The 19,294-nt window shown below is 45.4% G+C and carries 19 protein-coding genes, 1 pseudogene and 1 riboswitch; of the genes and pseudogenes, 6 read left to right on the top strand and 14 right to left on the bottom strand.

Annotation, left to right across the window (positions count from 1 at the left end; translation table 11 throughout):
• Positions 1 to 302: 302 nt before the first annotated feature.
• Positions 303 to 869: a HupE/UreJ family protein gene (locus tag QV280_RS15695; protein ID WP_152819992.1), complete on the top strand. Its 567-nt coding sequence runs from the start codon at positions 303 to 305 to the stop codon at positions 867 to 869.
• Between the two features lie 252 nt (positions 870 to 1,121).
• Here the strand turns inward: QV280_RS15695 and hypD are convergent, their stop codons facing one another.
• The 14 genes from hypD to hypE all read right to left on the bottom strand — a co-directional run bounded on the left by hypD (position 1,122) and on the right by hypE (position 14,711).
• A complete protein-coding gene (gene hypD, locus QV280_RS15690) occupies positions 1,122 to 2,249 on the bottom strand; it encodes a hydrogenase formation protein HypD (RefSeq protein WP_152819991.1) in 1,128 nt (375 codons plus the stop codon).
• Positions 2,236 to 2,484, bottom strand: coding sequence for a HypC/HybG/HupF family hydrogenase formation chaperone (gene hypC, locus QV280_RS15685; RefSeq protein WP_023403972.1), 249 nt, complete (start codon positions 2,482 to 2,484; stop codon positions 2,236 to 2,238). The genes hypD and hypC overlap by 14 nt, the downstream gene beginning before the upstream one ends.
• Before the next feature lies 1 nt (position 2,485).
• Positions 2,486 to 3,595: a hydrogenase nickel incorporation protein HypB gene (hypB, locus tag QV280_RS15680; protein ID WP_152819990.1), complete on the bottom strand. Its 1,110-nt coding sequence runs from the start codon at positions 3,593 to 3,595 to the stop codon at positions 2,486 to 2,488.
• Between the two features lies 1 nt (position 3,596).
• Entirely contained in the window at positions 3,597 to 3,947 is a 351-nt protein-coding gene (hypA, locus tag QV280_RS15675; RefSeq protein ID WP_205530089.1) for a hydrogenase maturation nickel metallochaperone HypA, read from the bottom strand.
• Positions 3,937 to 4,968, bottom strand: coding sequence for a hypothetical protein (locus QV280_RS15670; protein WP_152819989.1), 1,032 nt, complete (start codon positions 4,966 to 4,968; stop codon positions 3,937 to 3,939). The genes hypA and QV280_RS15670 overlap by 11 nt, the downstream gene beginning before the upstream one ends.
• The gene (gene hypF / locus QV280_RS15665) at positions 4,968 to 7,340 is read right to left on the bottom strand and encodes a carbamoyltransferase HypF (protein WP_152819988.1); all 2,373 of its coding nucleotides are present in this window, start codon (positions 7,338 to 7,340) and stop codon (positions 4,968 to 4,970) included. The genes QV280_RS15670 and hypF overlap by 1 nt, the downstream gene beginning before the upstream one ends.
• A 3-nt stretch (positions 7,341 to 7,343) precedes the next feature.
• Positions 7,344 to 7,586, bottom strand: coding sequence for a HypC/HybG/HupF family hydrogenase formation chaperone (locus tag QV280_RS15660; protein ID WP_023403977.1), 243 nt, complete (start codon positions 7,584 to 7,586; stop codon positions 7,344 to 7,346).
• 12 nt (positions 7,587 to 7,598) lie between these two features.
• A complete protein-coding gene (locus QV280_RS15655; protein WP_152819987.1) occupies positions 7,599 to 9,341 on the bottom strand; it encodes a Kae1-like domain-containing protein in 1,743 nt (580 codons plus the stop codon).
• A gap of 66 nt (positions 9,342 to 9,407) precedes the next feature.
• Positions 9,408 to 9,932, bottom strand: coding sequence for a HyaD/HybD family hydrogenase maturation endopeptidase (locus QV280_RS15650; protein WP_367869545.1), 525 nt, complete (start codon positions 9,930 to 9,932; stop codon positions 9,408 to 9,410).
• Complete coding sequence (gene cybH, locus QV280_RS15645; RefSeq protein WP_023403980.1) at positions 9,929 to 10,633, bottom strand: Ni/Fe-hydrogenase, b-type cytochrome subunit; 705 nt, start codon at positions 10,631 to 10,633, stop codon at positions 9,929 to 9,931. The genes QV280_RS15650 and cybH overlap by 4 nt, the downstream gene beginning before the upstream one ends.
• A gap of 13 nt (positions 10,634 to 10,646) precedes the next feature.
• The gene (locus tag QV280_RS15640) at positions 10,647 to 12,350 is read right to left on the bottom strand and encodes a nickel-dependent hydrogenase large subunit (protein ID WP_023403981.1); all 1,704 of its coding nucleotides are present in this window, start codon (positions 12,348 to 12,350) and stop codon (positions 10,647 to 10,649) included.
• Positions 12,350 to 13,495, bottom strand: coding sequence for a hydrogenase small subunit (locus QV280_RS15635; RefSeq protein WP_023403982.1), 1,146 nt, complete (start codon positions 13,493 to 13,495; stop codon positions 12,350 to 12,352). The genes QV280_RS15640 and QV280_RS15635 overlap by 1 nt, the downstream gene beginning before the upstream one ends.
• 16 nt (positions 13,496 to 13,511) lie before the next feature.
• A complete protein-coding gene (locus QV280_RS15630; protein WP_023403983.1) occupies positions 13,512 to 13,664 on the bottom strand; it encodes a hypothetical protein in 153 nt (50 codons plus the stop codon).
• Between the two features lie 30 nt (positions 13,665 to 13,694).
• Positions 13,695 to 14,711 (bottom strand): hydrogenase expression/formation protein HypE, encoded by a 1,017-nt coding sequence (hypE, locus tag QV280_RS15625; protein WP_152819986.1) that lies wholly within the window; start codon positions 14,709 to 14,711, stop codon positions 13,695 to 13,697.
• A 254-nt stretch (positions 14,712 to 14,965) separates the two neighbouring features.
• Here hypE and QV280_RS15620 point away from each other — a divergent pair, with 254 nt between their 5' ends.
• From QV280_RS15620 to QV280_RS15600, 5 genes and pseudogenes are all read left to right on the top strand, one after another.
• Complete coding sequence (locus QV280_RS15620; RefSeq protein WP_023403985.1) at positions 14,966 to 15,622, top strand: cupin domain-containing protein; 657 nt, start codon at positions 14,966 to 14,968, stop codon at positions 15,620 to 15,622.
• A gap of 53 nt (positions 15,623 to 15,675) precedes the next feature.
• A riboswitch (TPP riboswitch) is annotated at positions 15,676 to 15,773 on the top strand.
• A 69-nt stretch (positions 15,774 to 15,842) separates the two neighbouring features.
• Complete coding sequence (gene thiD / locus QV280_RS15615; RefSeq protein ID WP_367869544.1) at positions 15,843 to 16,664, top strand: bifunctional hydroxymethylpyrimidine kinase/phosphomethylpyrimidine kinase; 822 nt, start codon at positions 15,843 to 15,845, stop codon at positions 16,662 to 16,664.
• Between the two features lie 7 nt (positions 16,665 to 16,671).
• Positions 16,672 to 17,475 (top strand): ABC transporter ATP-binding protein, encoded by an 804-nt coding sequence (locus tag QV280_RS15610; protein ID WP_152819985.1) that lies wholly within the window; start codon positions 16,672 to 16,674, stop codon positions 17,473 to 17,475.
• A 61-nt stretch (positions 17,476 to 17,536) separates the two neighbouring features.
• Positions 17,537 to 18,262, top strand: a pseudogene (locus QV280_RS15605) (ABC transporter permease); the annotation flags it as partial.
• 31 nt (positions 18,263 to 18,293) lie between these two features.
• Positions 18,294 to 19,247, top strand: coding sequence for an ABC transporter substrate-binding protein (locus QV280_RS15600; protein ID WP_152819984.1), 954 nt, complete (start codon positions 18,294 to 18,296; stop codon positions 19,245 to 19,247).
• The last annotated feature ends 47 nt before the right edge of the window (positions 19,248 to 19,294 follow it).

Raw genomic sequence — 19,294 nt, 5'->3', positions numbered from 1 at the left:
AAATTGTATTTTGTATTACTAGTGAGTTTCTATTCATTTGCTGAATGTGTGATAAGGCTCACTAAGCGGTGGCAAATGCGATATGGGGTTAAGCTATTTCACTCAATCTGGCGGGAGTTTGTGCAATCAGTGGTGTGGAATTGCCTTGTTATTGAGCAGTCGCCACGGCATAACAGATACAACGACTTATCCCTGTCGTGCTAGGGCGATAAAATCTGCTATAACATGTCTGCGTTTCATTGATAAAGATAATTGCTTCTTCAATGACCCTCATTTTTCATTTGTGTATAGGTTAGCGATATATGCGCGCATTCGTTTTGTTTCTATTGTGTTTGAGTGTACCTGCATACGCTCATACTGGGCATCTGGTCGCGAGTAGTGGCTTTAAGGCAGGCTTTTTGCATCCGCTGTTTGGGCTTGATCATTTATTTGCCATGTTATGTGTCGGTATTACCAGTTCTCGTTTAGGGGGTAAGGCTCTTTGGCGAGTACCTCTGTATTTTATTGTATTGATGATGGTCGGTTTTATGCTTGGCAGAACACAACTGCCGTTTCCTTATTTTGAATCTTTGATTGGCTTATCTTTAGTGTTCTTTGGTTTACTTTTGGTACCAAACAAACCTTTGCGTCTGGGGTACATTGCCTTACCTATTACGCTTTTTGCGTTGGCGCATGGTTTTGCTCACGGCAGTGAGATTGGCGGTCTGAATAATCCTTGGTTATTTCAGCAAGGGTTTTTACTCGCTTCAATCATTATTCATATAGTTGGGGTAGGGATTGGCTGTATTCCAACCACAAAAGTGTGGGCGCAACATGCGGCAAAATCAGCCTTTATTGCGGTAGCGGTCTATGGCGTGTTTTTGCTGTAGTGATTTTAAGCATTGATAATGATGTTAAGTATTGATAACCCCGCTCTAGGGTTATCAATACGGTTTAATCGTAGCGTGTGCCTGTGCCTGTGCCTGTGCCTGTGGTTATGCGGTAATAGCAATCGTACTAAATAACTAGCCATTCTAGCTTGTTAAATGCTCGATAACGGCGTTAGAATTTTTGATTATAGAATAACTACTTATCGAAAAATTCTGCCTTGTTCTCGAGTATTTTTCCTGCGCTAGTTCTGATCACTTACTTAGTGTGATTGGTTTAGCTTCAACGTTGTATTGATAGTAAGCTGAGCAAGCACCTTCGCTAGACACCATCAGCGCACCCACAGGATTTTCCGGCGTACAACCTTTGGCAAATAGCGGGCAATCGGTCGGTTTGGCTAAGCCTTTAATGACGTTGGCACAGCGACATCCTTCAGGCTCTGCAATGCGGTTGGGGTTTAATTGGTATCGCAGTGATGCATCAAAGCTCTGATAAGCCAGTTTTAGACTCAGCCCTGAGTGTTCTATATTACCCAATCCGCGCCAATCGCTTGATTCTGAAAGAGTGAACACATCATTAATTGCTTGCTGAGCGATTTTATTGCCCGTTTCGGAAACGGCGCGTTGGTAGCAATTAACCACCTTAACTTGATGATTACTCACTTGGTCAACGATAGATTCCAACGCCATTAAAAAGTCCAGCGGTTCAAATCCGGCCGTTGCCACTGGCAACTGATACTCATCATTACAAAACTGATAATGCTGTTGCCCAGTCACAATAGAAACGTGTCCCGGCGCAACAAGACCATCTAGACGAACATTTTCGTCATCTAATACAGAACGCAGTGCTGGCTCAAGCAAAATATGATGGCAGAGTACCGAAAAATTGCTGATGTTTTGGCGTTTGGCTTGTTGCAAAGTCAGTGCAGTTGGGGGAGTGGTCGTTTCAAAGCCGATAGCAAAAAACACTATGTTTTTTTGTGGGTTCTGTTTGGCCAACTCAAGTGCATCTAGTGGTGAGTACACAATGCGAATATCGGCGCCGCGCGCTTTAGCCGCCAATAAGTTACCGTTTTCTCCGGGTACGCGAATGGCATCGCCATAGCTACAAAAAATCACATCTTCTTGCTCGGCAATTTCAATCGCTTCATTGATGCGTTGACGAGGCAATACACATACAGGGCAGCCGGGTCCATGCACAAACTCAATGCCTTTATTGATCAACTTATCTAAACCAAAACGGAAAATAGTATGCGTATGACCGCCACACACTTCCATGATTTGCAGTGGTCGAGTAGGAGCGAGCTTATCGAGTTTGTCATTGATAGTGCTCACCAGCGCCATGACTTTTTCAGGTTGGCGATATTCACTAATGAATTTCATCGTTGCATCCCATTTGTTGTATCAGTTCAAGGGTTTCATTAGCTTCTTGCTCACTGACAATTGCTAGAGCAAAACCGACATGCACTAGCACCCATTGCTCGAGTAAGGTTTCAGGAGTTTCAGTCCACACACAGGCCGCATTGACGTCACGTTTAAGGCCGTTTAAGGAAACTGTCACCAGTTGTTGCTCTGCATCAGCAATGGCAATGATTTGTGCAGGTACGCCTAAACACATGTTATTTATCCCCTAGGATCCAGTTGATCCAGCGTTCCATTCCCTCGCCAGTTGTGGCTGACAGGCAGATCACTTCAATCTCTGGATTTACTTTACGTGCGTTTTCGATGCACTGAGCTAAGTCAAAATTCACATAAGGTAATAAATCGGTTTTATTGATGATCATAACTTTGGCCGCCGCAAACATATTTGGGTATTTGAGCGGTTTTTCTTCACCCTCTGTCACCGATAAAATGGCAACTTTGGCTTGTTCACCCAAATCAAAATCAGCAGGGCAAACCAAATTGCCGACATTTTCAATAAACAAGATAGAGTCGTTCGCCAGTTGCAGTTGGTGATAAGCTTTATCGACCATGCTGGCATCAAGATGGCAGCCTTTGCCCGTATTCACTTGAATGGCTTGCACACCCGTCGCGCGGATACGCTCAGCATCATTGGCCGTTTGTTGGTCACCTTCAATCACCGCAATATTGTGTGCGTGTTGCATCTGTTTAATGGTTTCAGTGAGTAACGTTGTTTTACCTGAACCTGGGCTAGACACTAGGTTTAATACCGTTAGGTTGTCAGCAGTAAAGTGGCTGCGGTTATGCGCCGCAATGTGGTTGTTTTTGCCTAAGATATCTTGCTCGATCTCGATGATTCGTTGCTGAGACAAGCCGGGTACATGCACATGTGCATCGCCAACACCATAATCTAAGGTATGACCTGCATGATGTGGGGTGTGCTCATGGCTATGTTCATGTTCATGGTGATGGTGATGGTGATGTTCGGCGTTTTGGTGTGAATGATGCTCGTGTGAATGATGAGCAGGAGCACTGTGGTGCTCATGTGCATGACTGTGAGTAGGTTGACTCGCATTTGAGTTTGGCGTTATTTGCTCTGAACCCACAGCATTTGGCGCATGATAAATATGTAAGTGCACATCGCCACTATTGTGGTAGTGGTGGTGAACTACAGAGACAGGTTGTGCGCCACTGTCGTTATTGTGGCTGTGGCCATGATTATGATCGTGTGGATGCGCATGATCATGGTTATGATCGTGCGAATGTGAATGGTGGTCATGTTGATGACCCTCAATTTGTTCTGTACCGCAACCGCAGACTGTACACATGTTAGTTTACCTCGATATGTTTTACTTTCATTTCATTACCTTCAATGACCACGTATTGATGCTGTCGGCATTTTGGACAGGGATCTGTGCGTGAATGGTAATCAAATTGCGCCAGACAGTTCATGCAAAAGATGCTGCCGGGCACGGTTTCTATAGTTAATATTGCGCCTTGAGCGGCGGTGTTGTTGGTCACTGCGCTAAAGCCAAATTGTAATGCGTCAATTTCGATGCCAGATAACTCACCGACGCTGATCACCACTTGTTCTATACGCTCACCCGCTTGGGTGTGCTCAAGTGCTATCTGGACAATATTTTGCGCAATCGACATTTCATGCATGGAATTATTTACCACTAAATTTCTTGTTACAGTGGCTAGATGAATGAGCCACTTTGTTTAAGGGTGTGTGCGCCTTCGTAGTGCAGTTAGACTGGGCCTCTGACAATTCCAAACTCACCTCCATGCAAGGGAAATGGCTCAGGACCCACAAGGACAAAATGGATAAATCCTTACCGATAGTCGATAAATTAAGCCCAATAACACTGCGACTAAAACTATGGATAATGCCAACTGTAGGCACTTCGATTTGGTATTGTTCCACTTTATCTTGTTGCCAAGTTATGTGATGACGTAAGGCGCCGCGCACTGCATCTACCGTGCCGTCTTTGTGTTGAGTGGGGGCATATGCGGTGGGTGTATTGAGCTCTAAGCGGGCCTGTTGTAATTCAAGCCATAACGCATCAATTCGGTCAATAAGGTTGGGGTTTTGCTGCCCTTGGCGCACGCTAGGGCCACTTTCAAACTGCGTTAGAATCAACTGTGGTGTACATAACAAACTTGCCCATGCTTGCGTCGTTAACGCATTGCGTAATGGCTGATAAATGTGTTTGTCCCATAACGTTAATTGCTCAATAGGCCAATCAATCGCGATAGGCTTGGCTTGGCTGTTATCGTGCCAACAATCGGTTGCCATTTGAGATTTAAAGCTCATGATTTGCGTGCGGCATTGGCTTAAAAGTGCATTATCTTGCGCTTGCGTTGCGCTTATCATCACAGACTTGTGGTTAACAAGTTGTAGACCAAAAAAATGTTGATGGATACGCCACAACTGCCAGCTCAACTCTTGGATTTTTTCCAATGCCAAAGCTTGATTTTGCGCCTGCTGCTGCATGATGGATGCACGGTATCCTTGCGCATGAAAGAAAGCGCTATTGTGTGCTTGTCCACATTGCTGATAGATAAGGTTTAGCCGCTTTTGTACCATGTTTGCGCTTTGTTGGCGCAAAATAGCGTCAATATTGGGGTAGTTTATCTTAGGCTCGCAGTGGGTAATGATGCCATTTACATGCTGTAATTTTAGTGTTGCGCTTGGCATTATGTGCGCTCCTGAAGCTGCGCCCATGCCACCAAGGCTTGACCTAAGCTAATACCGCCATCGTTACATGGAACTTTGTGATGGCACAATGGCACTTGCTGTTGTTGCTGTAACCCATGTACAAGCAAGCGCGTTAATAATGCGTTTTGCATCACGCCGCCACTTAATACCACTTTGTTACTGCGCACTTGAACCTGAGCTTGACGCAGCCAAAACAACAGCAGGTGCGCTAAATAGCGATGGAAAAACAATGCAATTGCAGAGGGCGTCTGGTGCGCATAAAGTGACATGATTTGTTGCCACATCTGCTTAATATTGGGGCTCGGGTAACTCCGTTTAAAATCACTCAGATCAAGGCTATTTTCGGTGAAGTCGTGCCATGCTAAGGCTTCCAGTTTCATTGCCGCTTGCCCCTCAAAACTTTGTTCGGCAAAACAGTCGCTAACGAGCGCTGAAACCGCATCAAAAAGGCGGCCTGTGCTACTGGCAAGGGGAGTGTTGAGGTTGTTTTGTATTGCGCTTTTTAATAACGCTATAGGCTGCTGTTGCAACTGCGATAGCGCACATGGTTTGCCTTGGCGATTTTCTTGAGCCTGAGCCTGCCAATCATCCACATGACACTCTAACTGAGCAAATAGATTTCGCCACGGCTGAGTGGCCGCTTTATCACCACCAATTAGCGGGGTAGCAGGCAAACCGCGAAGGTGTTGGCAGTGCTGATAATCGGCAATAAATAGCTCACCGCCAAACAATGAATGCGTTGCCTGAGAGTGACTGCCATCGTGCCAACCTAAACCATCAAGCACTAAAGCCAGTACTGGCGGGTGTTCTCTAGCAATGCCATTGTCGGCTAAACAAGCTGCGATATGCGCATGATGATGATTCACTAACTGCAAGTTTTCGCTATTTGCCAGTATCTTAGCTTGTTGATGAGTCACATAGCCTGCATGTTTATCGGCAACAATTAGCTGATTCTGGTGCGCAAACAGCTGTTGATTGTCAGTAAGGCTACGTGACAGTTCATCCAAAATAGCAGGGTTAGATACATCGCCAAGGTGAGGCAGAAGCAAAGCTTTACCTTGCTTGATAAAACACGGCGCATTTTTAATATCCGCGCCAAATGCGGTGACGCTGTCACAAAGCTCAAAGCCTTTGGGCAAATCAAGCATATGTGGCACATAGCCTCGGGCGCGGCGCATAATGCTGGGTTTACCGTCAATGACCTGCACTAAGCTGTCATCTAAACGACGTAAAATTGAGCGGTGGTGAGTTAAGATACAATCGCAAATAGAACCCAATTGCTCAATAGCCTGCACGTTGTCAATAACAGGCGAACAGCCGCTTAAATTGGCCGATGTCATCACTAAAGGCGAGTGCATACGACTGGCAAGCAAGTGTTGCATGGGCGTATTGGCCAACATTACGCCGATAAATGGCATGTCTAAGGTTATGTTATGGGCAATGTTATGAGCAATATTATGAGCAAGTTCGGTGTTGGATTGATTTTTGTTTTGGCGCAATAGAACAATGGGAGCTGCAGGGCTTTGCAGTTGTGCTCGCTCTGTTTCATCAGCAAACGCGATGCCTTGTATTGCGTTTATGTCACGCGCCATAATCGCGAAAGGCTTGTGTGGTCGATGTTTTTTTAATCGCAATCGATTCACTGCTTCAGTGTTTGTGGCGTCCACGGCAAGATGAAATCCACCGACGCCTTTTATCGCGACAATCTTGCCCTGTTTTAGCTGCGTGACGCATTCATCAATGCAAGCTTGTGCATCTTGAGTGATGATTTCTCCGGAATTATTTAATAGAGAGAGCGTCGGACCACACTTATTACAAGCGATAGGTTGCGCGTGAAAGCGTCTATTTTGCGGATCACGGTATTGTATGGCACATGGCTCGCACATAGCAAAGTCGGCCATTGTGGTCGCGGATCTGTCATAGGGCATACGCTCAATAATTGAGTAGCGTGGCCCGCAGTGAATACAGTTGTTCAATGCATAATGATAACGGCGATCCGTTGGCGTATTTAACTCAGTTAAACAGTCTTGGCAGGTTGCTACATCGGCCGGAATTTGTGTGTGCATTTCCCCTAAGCAGGAATGGGCAATTGTAAATGTGTGATAATTCGCCGTGGTAATGGTTTTTTGACTGATATCTGAGATATACGCCAGTTGCGGAGCACGTTCTTGAATGGCCTCAATAAATGCGCTCATTTGGTGGGTTTTATGCACCTTAATTACGACACCTTGCGCATTATTATACACTTCACCACACAGCTGAAATTCGTTTGCCAATTGCCAAATGAACGGCCGAAAGCCGACCCCTTGCACTTGGCCTGTAATCGTTAATTGAATTCCAACGCCGGACATGGGTTATATCTCTCCGCTCTGCATCTTATCGAAAATAATTTGATACAGCTCCAAGCTCTCTAACGCAGCTTGTTCGGGCATGGTTTGTACAGCGCGACCGGATTGAATCAACACATAATCGCCAACGGCAATCGGCTCGCTGATCAAGTGGGTATCCACTTCTCTGGCAGTACCTAACGTATCCACCACGGCACGTTGATTGGTTTCATCCAAAGTGGTGATTTTTGACGGAATAGAAAAGCACATAAATCCCCCTTATTAATCTCTAATCAATTGCGCATTTTCGGCGACATACATTGCGCCAAATACAAGGTTCATCTCTTTCAAGTCTGAGTCGTTCTCGTGCACTAACGCCACGTTTTTACTCAGACGTAAGCGCAGCATCTCAGTAAAAATAGGGTTATCAAATTCATTGCCCGCTAGGGTGACTTTTTCAAAGCCAATGTGTTGGTCGAGTTTTTCAATCCATTGACAAAGGTAATCGGCAAGGCTGTCTAAAAATCCTGCGATGATTACGGTGTTATCGTCACTCATAGCAGCGCGATAACTGAGCACAGATTGGAACGCTTTTGACCAATCTATACTCAGCGCATCACCTTCGGAAGCTAACTCGAATTGAATGCGAGGGAAGGTGGCAAAGCGGTGGCTCATTACGTGAGCAATGGCGCGATTGCACCCTTGTTGCAAGGTAGATTGGCTGTCAGTTAGGCCCAGTATCATTGCCAGCAATCCAAGCATATCGCTCAAGCTAGCATTGGTAACTGGCGCGTTTTTTATTAGCTCAGGGTTAGACGAGATAAAGTCGTCCACCAATAACTGACTGCTTGGATCATTGCCGGTGATGTCATTGAGCAGTTGAGTCAAGCTCAACCCTTGCGGAGGGCGAGGCACTTCAAATAACCATTGATAGTGATTAGACGAGGTATCGTTGGCACGTTGTAATAACCCTGACGGCTGTTGATTGTCTAAAAACAGCACCGCACACTTTTTACTGAATCGGTCACGTTGACGGATGTTTTCTAGTGCATAAGCTGCGCTAAGCCAAGGGCGAGGTAGGGGCAAGGAATTGTGATCGCGTTTGATGAACAGTTTCCCTTTTTCCCAACTGGCAGAGAGACCCAAGGCGGTGATTGAGGATTGCACAGCAGGGTGACTAATCAGTGGCTGTGGCTCAGGTGCATTGGCATGTAATAAGACTTGTTGGCCAAATTTAAGCAATTGCGCAGCCTGATCACCACATTGTAAGGCAAACGCGAAAACACCTTGTTTAGCGCAAGCTTGTGCCAGTACGTAGTCACATTTGCTGGTGGGTAAAGAAACCACATAGCTAGCCAGAGGTAAGTTGTACTGCTGTATAAATTCAGGCTTTATGGCGAGGCGTAAACTTGGTTTTTCAAGACTAAGCAGTAGCTGTAGATCGCGCTCATTGACTACGCAGGCTTGTTGCAGATGCGCTATGTTGGCAAAAACTAAGCGTTCATCTTGCAAGCGGATGGCGTTTAACCTTGACCATGCTTGCGTAATACCATCATGTTCTATATGCATCTGCCCATTATCGATAAACAGGTCGATTTCAGGTTTCAATTCATTCTCAAGTTGAGCGTCACACTTAGAGCTAAGGCTTACATGACGTTTATTGATCACAAGCTCTGTTATCACTTGAGCATCACATATTTCACAAGGTTGAGTTAATTCATCTTTACAATGTTCGCAGTAATGACGTGCCTTTGACGAGCTTGGGATCTTCAAGGGCGCTTGGCTACCCTTAAACTCGTCAACCGCCACAATGTCAGTGCCAGTTAACCAACAAGAGAGCGGGAAAGATTCACCAATCATGCTCGCAAGTTCAGTGATGTGTTCTTGTTTGCCCACAGCCTCAAGGTGATAGCCCCGTTTATCGCGGTACACAGAATGCACCAGATTGCGTTGCAATAGGGCATTGCATTGCTTGGCATACAGCGCAATGTCTTTAGTGGTAAAGAAGCTAAATCGAATAATCATGCCAAACCTTTGCTAGATAAAAGAAATACATCATAGTGTGGTTAAATGTTTGCATCATGGCTGCAACTACAAGGTCGCAATATCAGTAATGGTAAGGTTATTCACCTGAGTGACATTGACTTGATGTTGTTGTAAATGCGAAAGCAGAGCTTGTTCCATAACAGGAACCGCGGCTTGTACTTGTTCAGACAATTCAAAGCTCATTGATTCAAGTACCGTAGGGCTCACGCCAAGTACAAAGGTTTTTGGTCGGTCACCGACAATATCCATCATGTTTAGGGTGGCGAGCATTTCGACTTCGTGAGCACTGCCTTGAAAATCAATATGATTTGGCACAGCATCAAAATCGAAAAAATAGACTTTTCCGGTTTGTTGTTCAGAGGAGTTGATGGTATCTACCACCACCACGTGATCATAACGACTGAGCAAAGGGATCAAGCCATGCGCTAAGGTGCCGCCATCAACAATATCAATGCTATGCACATCACTTTCTAAGCGATATTTCTTCTCTATAAGGCCTGCAAACCTTACGCCGATACCTTCATCGGCGTAAAGAATGTTACCTATTCCAAGGATTAGGATTTTGCTCACTTATTAAAATCCCCATGCTCATGGTGATCGGGATGATAGTAATCAACACCTGAAATCATCGGATCAATAGCACTGACTTTAAAGCGAACAGCAGTGAAAATTACCATGTAGATGTGCACGATAATGAAGACCAAAAATACCCAAGTAAGCTCGTGATGCAAGGTGCGAATAAACGCCAGGCCACCGACATCGGCCAATAGGCTCAATACCCAATTAGCAGCAGGGGCAATAAGCCCACCAAGATTATCGTGATAGACGTTGGCGTATAAAATCAGCCCCGTTATACACATTAAAATAATCAACAGCGTTAGGAAGAAATAAGTGACAAACTGCAATACATTGTAGGCACCGTTTTTCTCTTTTGGTCCTTGATAGGTGTAGGCTTTAATGACCGAAATCCACGCCTTTATCTTAAATAAGTCAAAAAAGGAGCGGCGCTCTATATCGTTGCGACTAAAGAAGAACAAGTAGGTTCTGATCATAGTGATAGAGACTAAGATAAAACCGAATACCTGATGCACAAAACGCACCCAGCCTTGTACAAGCAAATCTGAGCTTCCTAGCGATACTAAAAAAGGCCAAGAGATATAGAAACCCGTAATTGCCAATGTGCCAATTGAGACTACGCGTAACCAGTGACAAATGCGGATAGCGGCACTAAAAGTGACCTCTCGCGCATACTGTACTTTGTTATTAGCCATGTTATTGCCCCACTTAAATTGTTGGTTTGACTTCAAATTGGCTCAATTCATTGCCATTGAAATCCATCACGTGTACTGCACAAGCCATACAAGGATCAAATGAGTGGATCACGCGAATGACCTCAAGTGGTTTCTTCGGATCTTCAAGTTTCAAACCAATAAGATCGGCTTCGTAAGGACCAACATTGCCATTGGCGTCAACCGGACCTGAGTTCCATGTCGAAGGTACCACCGCTTGATAATTAGCGACTTTGCCGTCTTTGATGCGAATCCAGTGACTGAGCATGCCGCGCGGCGCTTCAAGCATGGCGTAGCCTTCGCTCTCACTCGGTATTTTGCTAAGGTCAGGTTTACGATAGGTCTCTTCATCGACAATGATGTTATCAATCAAAGCTTGCAGAGTTTCAAAAGCGCTATCGGCTACGATGCGAGTTTGCAACATACGTGCGGCAGTGCGTCCTAATGTGGTAAACAGCGCTGTTACAGGCAGTCCGGTAACATTAAGGAAATCGTTAACAGAGTCGACAACGACTTGATTGCCTCGGGCGTAGTTCACTACCATAGAAGCCAATGGACCCACTTCAAACGGTTGACCGTCATAACGTGGTGATTTAACCCAGCTGTATTTACCGTCTTGGTCTAGGGTAGGGAGCTTGCCGTAAACGGTATCGCGCTCTTTCATTCCGGTGTAGTTTGGCTCAGTTTCGCCATCAAACGGATGCAGTGGTTGTTCACCTTTGTACCAAGAGTGGGTGACATCTTCTTTTATTAGCATTGGGTCAAGATCAAACACTTGGCTGAGATCTTTATTCTTAATTACGCCGCTTTGAAAGAGATGCGTTTCACCTTTAGTGAAAAACTCGGAAGTGGTTAAGAAGTTAGGTACGCCCACATCGCCTAATACCGAAGGTTCGGTTTTATAGGCGTCAGCCGCCATCAAAATATCGGGGTAGTAAGCACGTTCAATAAAGTCTTGCACTGTGGTTAGCTTAGCTTTCCATTCTTGCAAGCGCGCAGGGTTTAGTACGTCACGTACTGATGTAATACCGCCGACTACAAGAGATTGTGGGTGAGGGCTTTTACCACCAAAAATGGCCATTAACTCAGCTACAATACGTTGGATTTCTAAGGCTTTTAAATAGTGTGATAGTGCAATTAGGTTTTGTTCAGGAGTAAACTTATACGTTTTATTTCCCCAGTAAGCGTTAGCAAATGGGCCTAATTTTCCGGTATCCACCAACTTTTGCACTTTTTGCTGAGTAGCGCGAAGATCGCCGGCGCCCGCCGCAATAGGTACGTCAGAATATTGCATCGCCACTTGAGCCGCTTTTTCTGGGCTGGCTGATAGCGCGGCTACCACATCAACCCAATCCAGTGCATGCAGATGATAAAAATGCACGATATGGTCATGGATGTTGAGTGATGCATGAATCAAACTGCGGATATATTTGGCATTTTTGGGGATGGTTAAGCCTAAAGCGTTCTCTACAGCCTCAGTGCCAGCGCGGTAGTGAGAATAAGTACATACCCCACAAATACGTTGTACCAGTAAACCAACATCAAATACCGAGCGGTCTTTTAAGATAACTTCGATTCCACGCCATAGCGAAGAAGAAGAGTACGCTTTTTGCACCACGTTGTTTTCGTCAACCTCGACTTCAATACGTAAGTGACCTTCAATGCGAGTGATTGGGTCTATAACGACACGTTTACTCATTACTCTTCCTCATCCAATTTTTTTGCAAATACACTGGCAACGGCGTGCGCGGTAATACCCACGGCCGAAATACCTAACACAGCGGTACCGATATAATCTGATGTTTTATCAAGGCTTGATGTAATGTCTCGGCGACCAAGGGGTTTTTCAAACTCTGACATAGAGTCCCAAAAATCGGGCTCAGAACAACCAATACAGCCGTGACCTGCTAATACAGGCCAACTGGTGCCACTGTTAAAACGTTGCGTTGGGCAGTTGTTGTAGGTGTAAGGTCCTTTACAGCCTACTTTAAATAAGCAATAGCCATTTTTTGCGCCTTCATCGCCAAATTCTTCGACAAATTCACCTGCGTCAAAGTGTCCACGACGTTCACAGTTATCGTGTACACGAGCGCCATAGGCCCAGCGAGGACGGTTGTAAATATCAAGGGGTGGCAATTTGCCGAACATGATGAAATACATCAATGTGCCAACAATATTGCGCTCACTAGGTGGGCACCCGCCAAGGTTCACCACGGGCTTATCAATCACTTTATGAATGCCTTTTGCTCCCGTTGGGTTAGGAGCGGCGGCTTGTACTCCGCCAAATGATGAACAAGTTCCGACTGCGACTATGCCAGCGGCACCATCAGCGGCTTCTTTTAAGATAGCCATACCGGTTTTGCCTTTTGCGCCAACGGTAAGGAATGTGCCGTTATTTGCGGTTGGCACAGCGCCTTCTACAGCCAATAGATATTGACCTTTGTAGGTTTCTAAAGCGTGCTCAAGGTTTTCTTCTGCTTGCCAGCCCGCCGCCGCCATAATGGTTTCGTGATACTCAAGGGATAGGTGTTCAAAAATAAGGGTGTCGAGGCTTGGAGTATCGGCGCGCAGTAGTGATTCTGAACATCCGGTACATTCGGCTAAATGTAACCAAACCAAAGGCACACGGTCTGCAAGCTCAGCCGCTTTTGCCACCATTGGAGTAAATTCCATAGGTAAGGCGAGAGCGGCGGCGGTGAGGGATGACCATTTCATAAACTCACGGCGATTAATGCCAGATTGCTCGATATTGTCCACCAGAGGCGTGGATTTTAAAGCCGGCATTTTTGACAGTTTATCTAATCTTTTTTTACATAAATCCATTAGCGCTTGATAATTAAACATCTCGCTCTCCGAATGATTACAGTTTTTTGTATAAGAAGCAGAAAAGCAGCGCGGCAAGAGCGATGGTCGAGAAGCTCATAGGGCCTGTAGTGTGGCTATGGATAAATCCTGTATCGTGCGCGAAAGAGGTGATAGGTAACAACATCAGGCTAACAAGTAGTTTTTTCATTACATTTAGATCCTTGAAAAGTGAGAAAAATTAACAGATGCGAGGAAGTTGCTCGCCAGTGGGCATTAATAGTTTTTTGCGTGCGCCATAAAGACTTTCAATGAACACCCCTTCAACAGAATCGACAACCTCACCGATAATGGCGGCGTTGTCGCTATACGGTAGGGTGCGCAGGTGTGCCAATAGAGCGTCGGCTTCTGCTCTCTCTACAAAAATGACGGCCTTTCCTTCATTCGCCATTAATAATGGGTCTAACCCTAATATTTCAGACACTGCAGTCACTTCTGGGTGCAGGGGTAATGCCGTTTCTTTGATGAGCATGCCCAGTTTGGTCATGTCGGCGATTTCATTACATACCGCCGCTACGCCGCCACGGGTGGCATCACGCATAGCGTGTACACCAGGTTGAGCCAGCAAAGGTTGGGTTAATAAATTCAGTGGCGCGCAATCGCTTTTGATAGAACCAGACAAAGCCAGTTCATTTCTCGCTTGTAAGATAGCGACAGCGTGATCGCCTAAGGTGCCGTTGACGATGATTTTGTCACCGGCTTTTATTTGGCGAGCACCAATTTGCAGAGGTTTTGGAATAACACCGATACCGCTGGTGTTAATAAAGATTTTATCGCAAGCGCCTTTAGCGACCACTTTAGTGTCACCAGTTACTATGGTGACTCCTGCTTCTTTCGCGGTTTGTGCCATTGCGATGACGATCTGTTCTAAGTCTTGAATAGGGAGTCCTTCTTCAAGAATAAAGCCGACACTCAGGTATTTGGGAATGGCGCCACCAACGGCGAGATCGTTCACCGTGCCGCATACGGCGAGTTTGCCAATATTGCCACCGGGAAAGAAAATAGGGTCAATCACAAAACTGTCGGTGGTAAAGGCTAAACGATCGCCTTGCGCAATAAGGGTATCGAATGGAATTCTGGCCTGATCTTCTTGAGAGTTAAGCTGCTCATTATCGAAGTGGTGTAGAAACAGCTCATGGATAAGAGACTGCATTTTTTTTCCACCGCTACCATGTTCTAGGGTTATTAGGTTTAACATTTTTATCACGCGGGGCTATTAGATTGGTCTGGATAACATCAAATTACAAGCATGATGACAATGGTTGGGAATATAGATTTTAAAAATAGCAAGTCGCTATCGTAATGATTTTGTTGAGCTAAAACATGAAAGGTGTAATTAAAACTCATTTTTCATTACTTTGAGGTCGTATAGCACGAACTTATCAACTATCTAATAACGAGTTGCCAACTATTCTTACAATAGCCTTGTCTATTAACACGAGAATATTGATTATGTTGAATATGGATGTTAGCCAAACAGTGGTAATAAATACCGAAAACATGGCATGGGTGAGTAGTCCGGCGCTAGGCGTTAGCCGAAAGCCGTTAGAGCGCGAAGCAAAAGAGTCTGGGCACGTTACCTCCATCGTCAAATATGAGCCAGGATCGCATTTTGCTACGCATCGACATCCCTTGGGTGAAGAAATTTTGGTACTCGAGGGGGTATTTTCTGATGAATTTGGTGATTATCCGCAAGGCACCTATCTTCGCAATCCTCCTGCAAGTCAACATGCCCCTTTTAGTAAAGAAGGATGCGTATTATTGGTAAAGCTCAATCAGTTTGATGCTCGAGATAGGCTTACAGTGCGCATTGATACCCACAATGCGCAGTGGCATGCCGGAGTAGGCGGATTGCAAGTGATGCCTTTACATGATTTTGAACACGAACATATAGCATTGGTCAAATGGCCCAAGGGTGAGCGGTTCCAACCACATTCTCATTTTGGTGGTGAAGAGATTTTGGTGCTCAGTGGAGAGTTTAGAGATGAGTTTGGTCATTATCCAAAACTCACTTGGATGCGCAGTCCGCACATGAGCCAACACTTTCCGTACGTCGAACAAGAGACCATCATTTATGTCAAGACAGGGCATTTACTGTCAAGGCTCTGAATTTCTTTTATTTCGGGTTCCCTCACCATAGGGACTCTGATAGTATCGCTGCATCGTATTAGTCGGGGAGCCAATAGGCTGAGATCGCAATAGCGAACCCGTTGAACCTGATTCAGTTAGTGCTGACGTAGGGAACTAATCGCCACTCTAGCTATAGATCTCAACTTTTCTAGCGCAGTAGGCATTGGTTTCGTTCGTCTAACGAAAAGGAAATGTCTTCGTGCCTCAAACAAATAAAACACCTATCGTCCTTACTATTGCTGGCTCTGACAGCGGTGGCGGTGCAGGTATTCAAGCCGATATTAAAGCCATCTCTGCCACAGGAAGTTATGCTTGTTCGGTGATTACCGCGTTAACTGCGCAAAACACCCAAGGTGTGAGTGGTATCTTGCCGATTTCTGCCGAGTTTATTGAACAACAACTGGATGCGGTATTCACCGATTTAGACGTGGTGGCGGTAAAAGTAGGCATGTTAGCCGAAGCGGCGCTGATTGAAGCTGTGGTGAAAAAGCTAAAACAATACCAACCTAAATACCTCGTAGTTGATCCTGTGATGGTGGCGACGAGTGGCGATTTATTACTGCAACAATCGGCCATTGCAACTCTAAAGACTCAGCTACTGCCACTTGCTGATGTGATTACGCCTAATTTACCCGAAGCGGCCACCTTGTTAAATCAAGAGTTACCGACGACTGAATTGCAAATGAAGGCGATGATAGAAGATCTGCGCGCGTTAGATTGCAAAGCAGTGTTGCTTAAAGGCGGCCACTTAGAAAGTGAATCAACCAGTACTGATCTACTCATCAGCGCTGATAAAGTTGAAACCTTTACCGTAGAGCGCATTAACACACAAAACACTCACGGCACGGGCTGCACTTTATCATCGGCGATCGCTTCGTATTTGGCGCAAACAGGGGATTTAATTGAGTCGGTTTCGTTAGGGAAAGAATATATTTCTAACGCAATTGCGCATGCCGATGAACTTCATATTGGTAAAGGACACGGTCCTGTACATCACTTCTACGCACTAAGCACCAAGTAATCGACTCATGCAAAGTCATTCTTCTCAAGATAGTGTTCATCCGGTTGTTGAACCGAACGCGCAAGGCATAGTGATTAATAACGGCAGTTTGCAGTTTGCTGATGCCGATGCTCCGTTATTTAGCCAGCTCAATTTGACCTTTAAACAAGGCAGTTGGAGCAGTGTGTTAGGTAAAAGTGGCTGTGGCAAAACCAGTCTATTGCGCCTTATGGCGGGATTGTTACCTGACAACGTGCATTGGAGCGGTACGATCCACAGCAGTTTTGCCAATCCGTTGTCAGAGTCCATCGCTTATATGGCGCAACAAGACTTGTTAATGCCGTGGCTGACGGTAATAGATAACGTCTGCTTTAGTGACCGATTCGCTTCTACAAAACTGACCAAACCACAACAGGCACAACGAAAACAGCAAGCCAGTGCTTTGCTAGATAAGCTGGGTTTGTCGGGACAAGAGCAAGTATACCCAAGGCAGCTATCCGGCGGCATGAAGCAGCGCGTGGCCCTTGCGCGCACACTAATGCAAGACAAGCCCATCGTTTTGATGGACGAACCATTTTCGGCGCTAGATGCGGTAACGCGCTATCGCTTGCAAGATCTGGCCTGCGAAATGTTAGCGGGAAAAACCGTAGTGTTGATCACTCACGATCCTCAAGAAGCGCTTCGTTTAAGCGACCGCATTTATTTGATGCAATCCTCTGAAAATGTAGAAACCGTAGCCGTGCCTGCCGGGGATGCCCCTCGTCTTATTAGCGCGGAAATGGCGCAACTGCAACAAAGCATTATTGAGCAATTAGGAGGCCGAGGTGAGTAAACCTGTCGTGGTTCAACAAGGCTTAACCAGTCGCGTGAAAGCCAATTCGTCTATGGTGTTTCGCTTGGTGGTTTCGTGCTTAGTAGTGCTGGGCATTTGGCAAGCCGTGGTAACGTTTTTTGATTTACCTAGTTTTATTTTGCCAGAGCCTGCGGCAGTGTTTAACCGCCTAGGTACGCGCAGTGATGTATTGTGGCAACACACGATTATTACTTCCCAAGAAATCATCTTAGGTTTGATTTTAGGGTTAAGTATGGGGCTAATGTTTGCGCTGCAAATGTTGCTGTTTGAACCTTTGCGCCGCTGGTTATTACCTATTTTGATTGCCTCACAAGCCATTCCTGTATTTGCCATTGCGCCTATTTTGATGCTGTGGTTTGGCTATGGCATCGCCTCAAAAGTGGTGATGGCGGCGCTGATTATCTTTTTCCCTGTGACTACCTGTTGTTACGACGGATTGCGTAATACGCCAAAAGGGTATCTCGATCTAAGCAAAACTATGGGCGCCTCTCGCTGGCAACAACTGACTCAAGTGAGATTGCCTGCGGCAATGCCGGCATTAGCGTCTGGCATTCGAGTCGCCGTAGTCGTTGCACCCATCGGTGCCGTAGTGGGTGAGTGGGTAGGCTCTAGCGCAGGTTTGGGCTATTTAATGCTACAAGCCAACGCTCGAATGATGATAGATGAGATGTTTGCCGCGCTGTTTATTTTGGCATTGATCTCGGTCATCTTGTATTTCATCACCGACAGATTGCTCAACAAATTCATTCCATGGCAGTTTGATTAACTGCTTGTATTTATGTCAGTAAGGAACAGACATGATTTCATTTAAAACTCAGTTTCGCGTCGCATTAGCCGGCGTGGCACTTTTATTTAGCAGTGCAGTTTTTGCTAAAGATAAACCCCTTACATTAATGCTAGATTGGTTCGTAAATCCCAATCACGGGCCTATTGTGATTGCTCAGCAAAAAGGGTTGTTTGCTAAAGAAGGACTTAAGGTCACCATTCAAGAGCCGGCTGACCCAAGTGTACCGTCAAAGTTGGTGGCAGCGAATCAAGTCGATCTCGCCATTTCCTATCAGCCTTCGTTCTTAATCGATGTGGCTTCAGGACTGCCTCTAGTATGGAGTGGCACTTTACTGGCAACGCCTCTAAATACGTTGACGGTATTAGATAATGGCAAAATCAAAACGCTGGCGGATCTAAAAGGAAAAACTGTGGGTGTGTCAGTATCGGGTTCTGATGAGGCCATTATTGGTCGCATGCTAAAAAATGAAGGCGTGGATTTTTCTGACATCAAAATTGTGAATGTTGGTTGGGCACTTTCTTCATCGTTGGCTTCGGGGCGCGTTGACGCTATTTGGGGCGGAATGCGTAACTTTGAATCCCATCAGCTAGAGCTTGAAGGGTTTAAATCAAAAAGTTTTTATCCAGAAGAACATGGCATTCCTCCCTACGATGAACTGATGTTTGTAGCCAATGCTAAGCACTATGATAAAGACGCTATTGCTCGTTTCAATAAAGCCCTTGAGTTAGCCACTCAATATATTGTGAACCACCCAGAGCAAGCGTGGAAAGAGTTTGTGGCTTACAACCCTGACACCTTAGACAACGAACTAAATCACAGAGCCTGGTTGGATACGTTAACGCGCTTTGCGTTGCGTCCCTCGGCTATAAACCAGCAGCGTTATGACGACTATAGCCACTTTATGCATGATTTAAACATTATAAAAACTATTCCAGATAGTGATACTTATCTAATTGATTTTTAATTAATAACTTTATTACCCATGACTATGTTATTTCAAGGAAAAGGAAC

This window comes from Vibrio sp. B1Z05 (genome assembly GCF_052955985.1).
The sequence above is the reverse complement of the archived record's forward strand: the minus strand, read 5'-3'. Positions and strand labels throughout refer to the sequence as shown.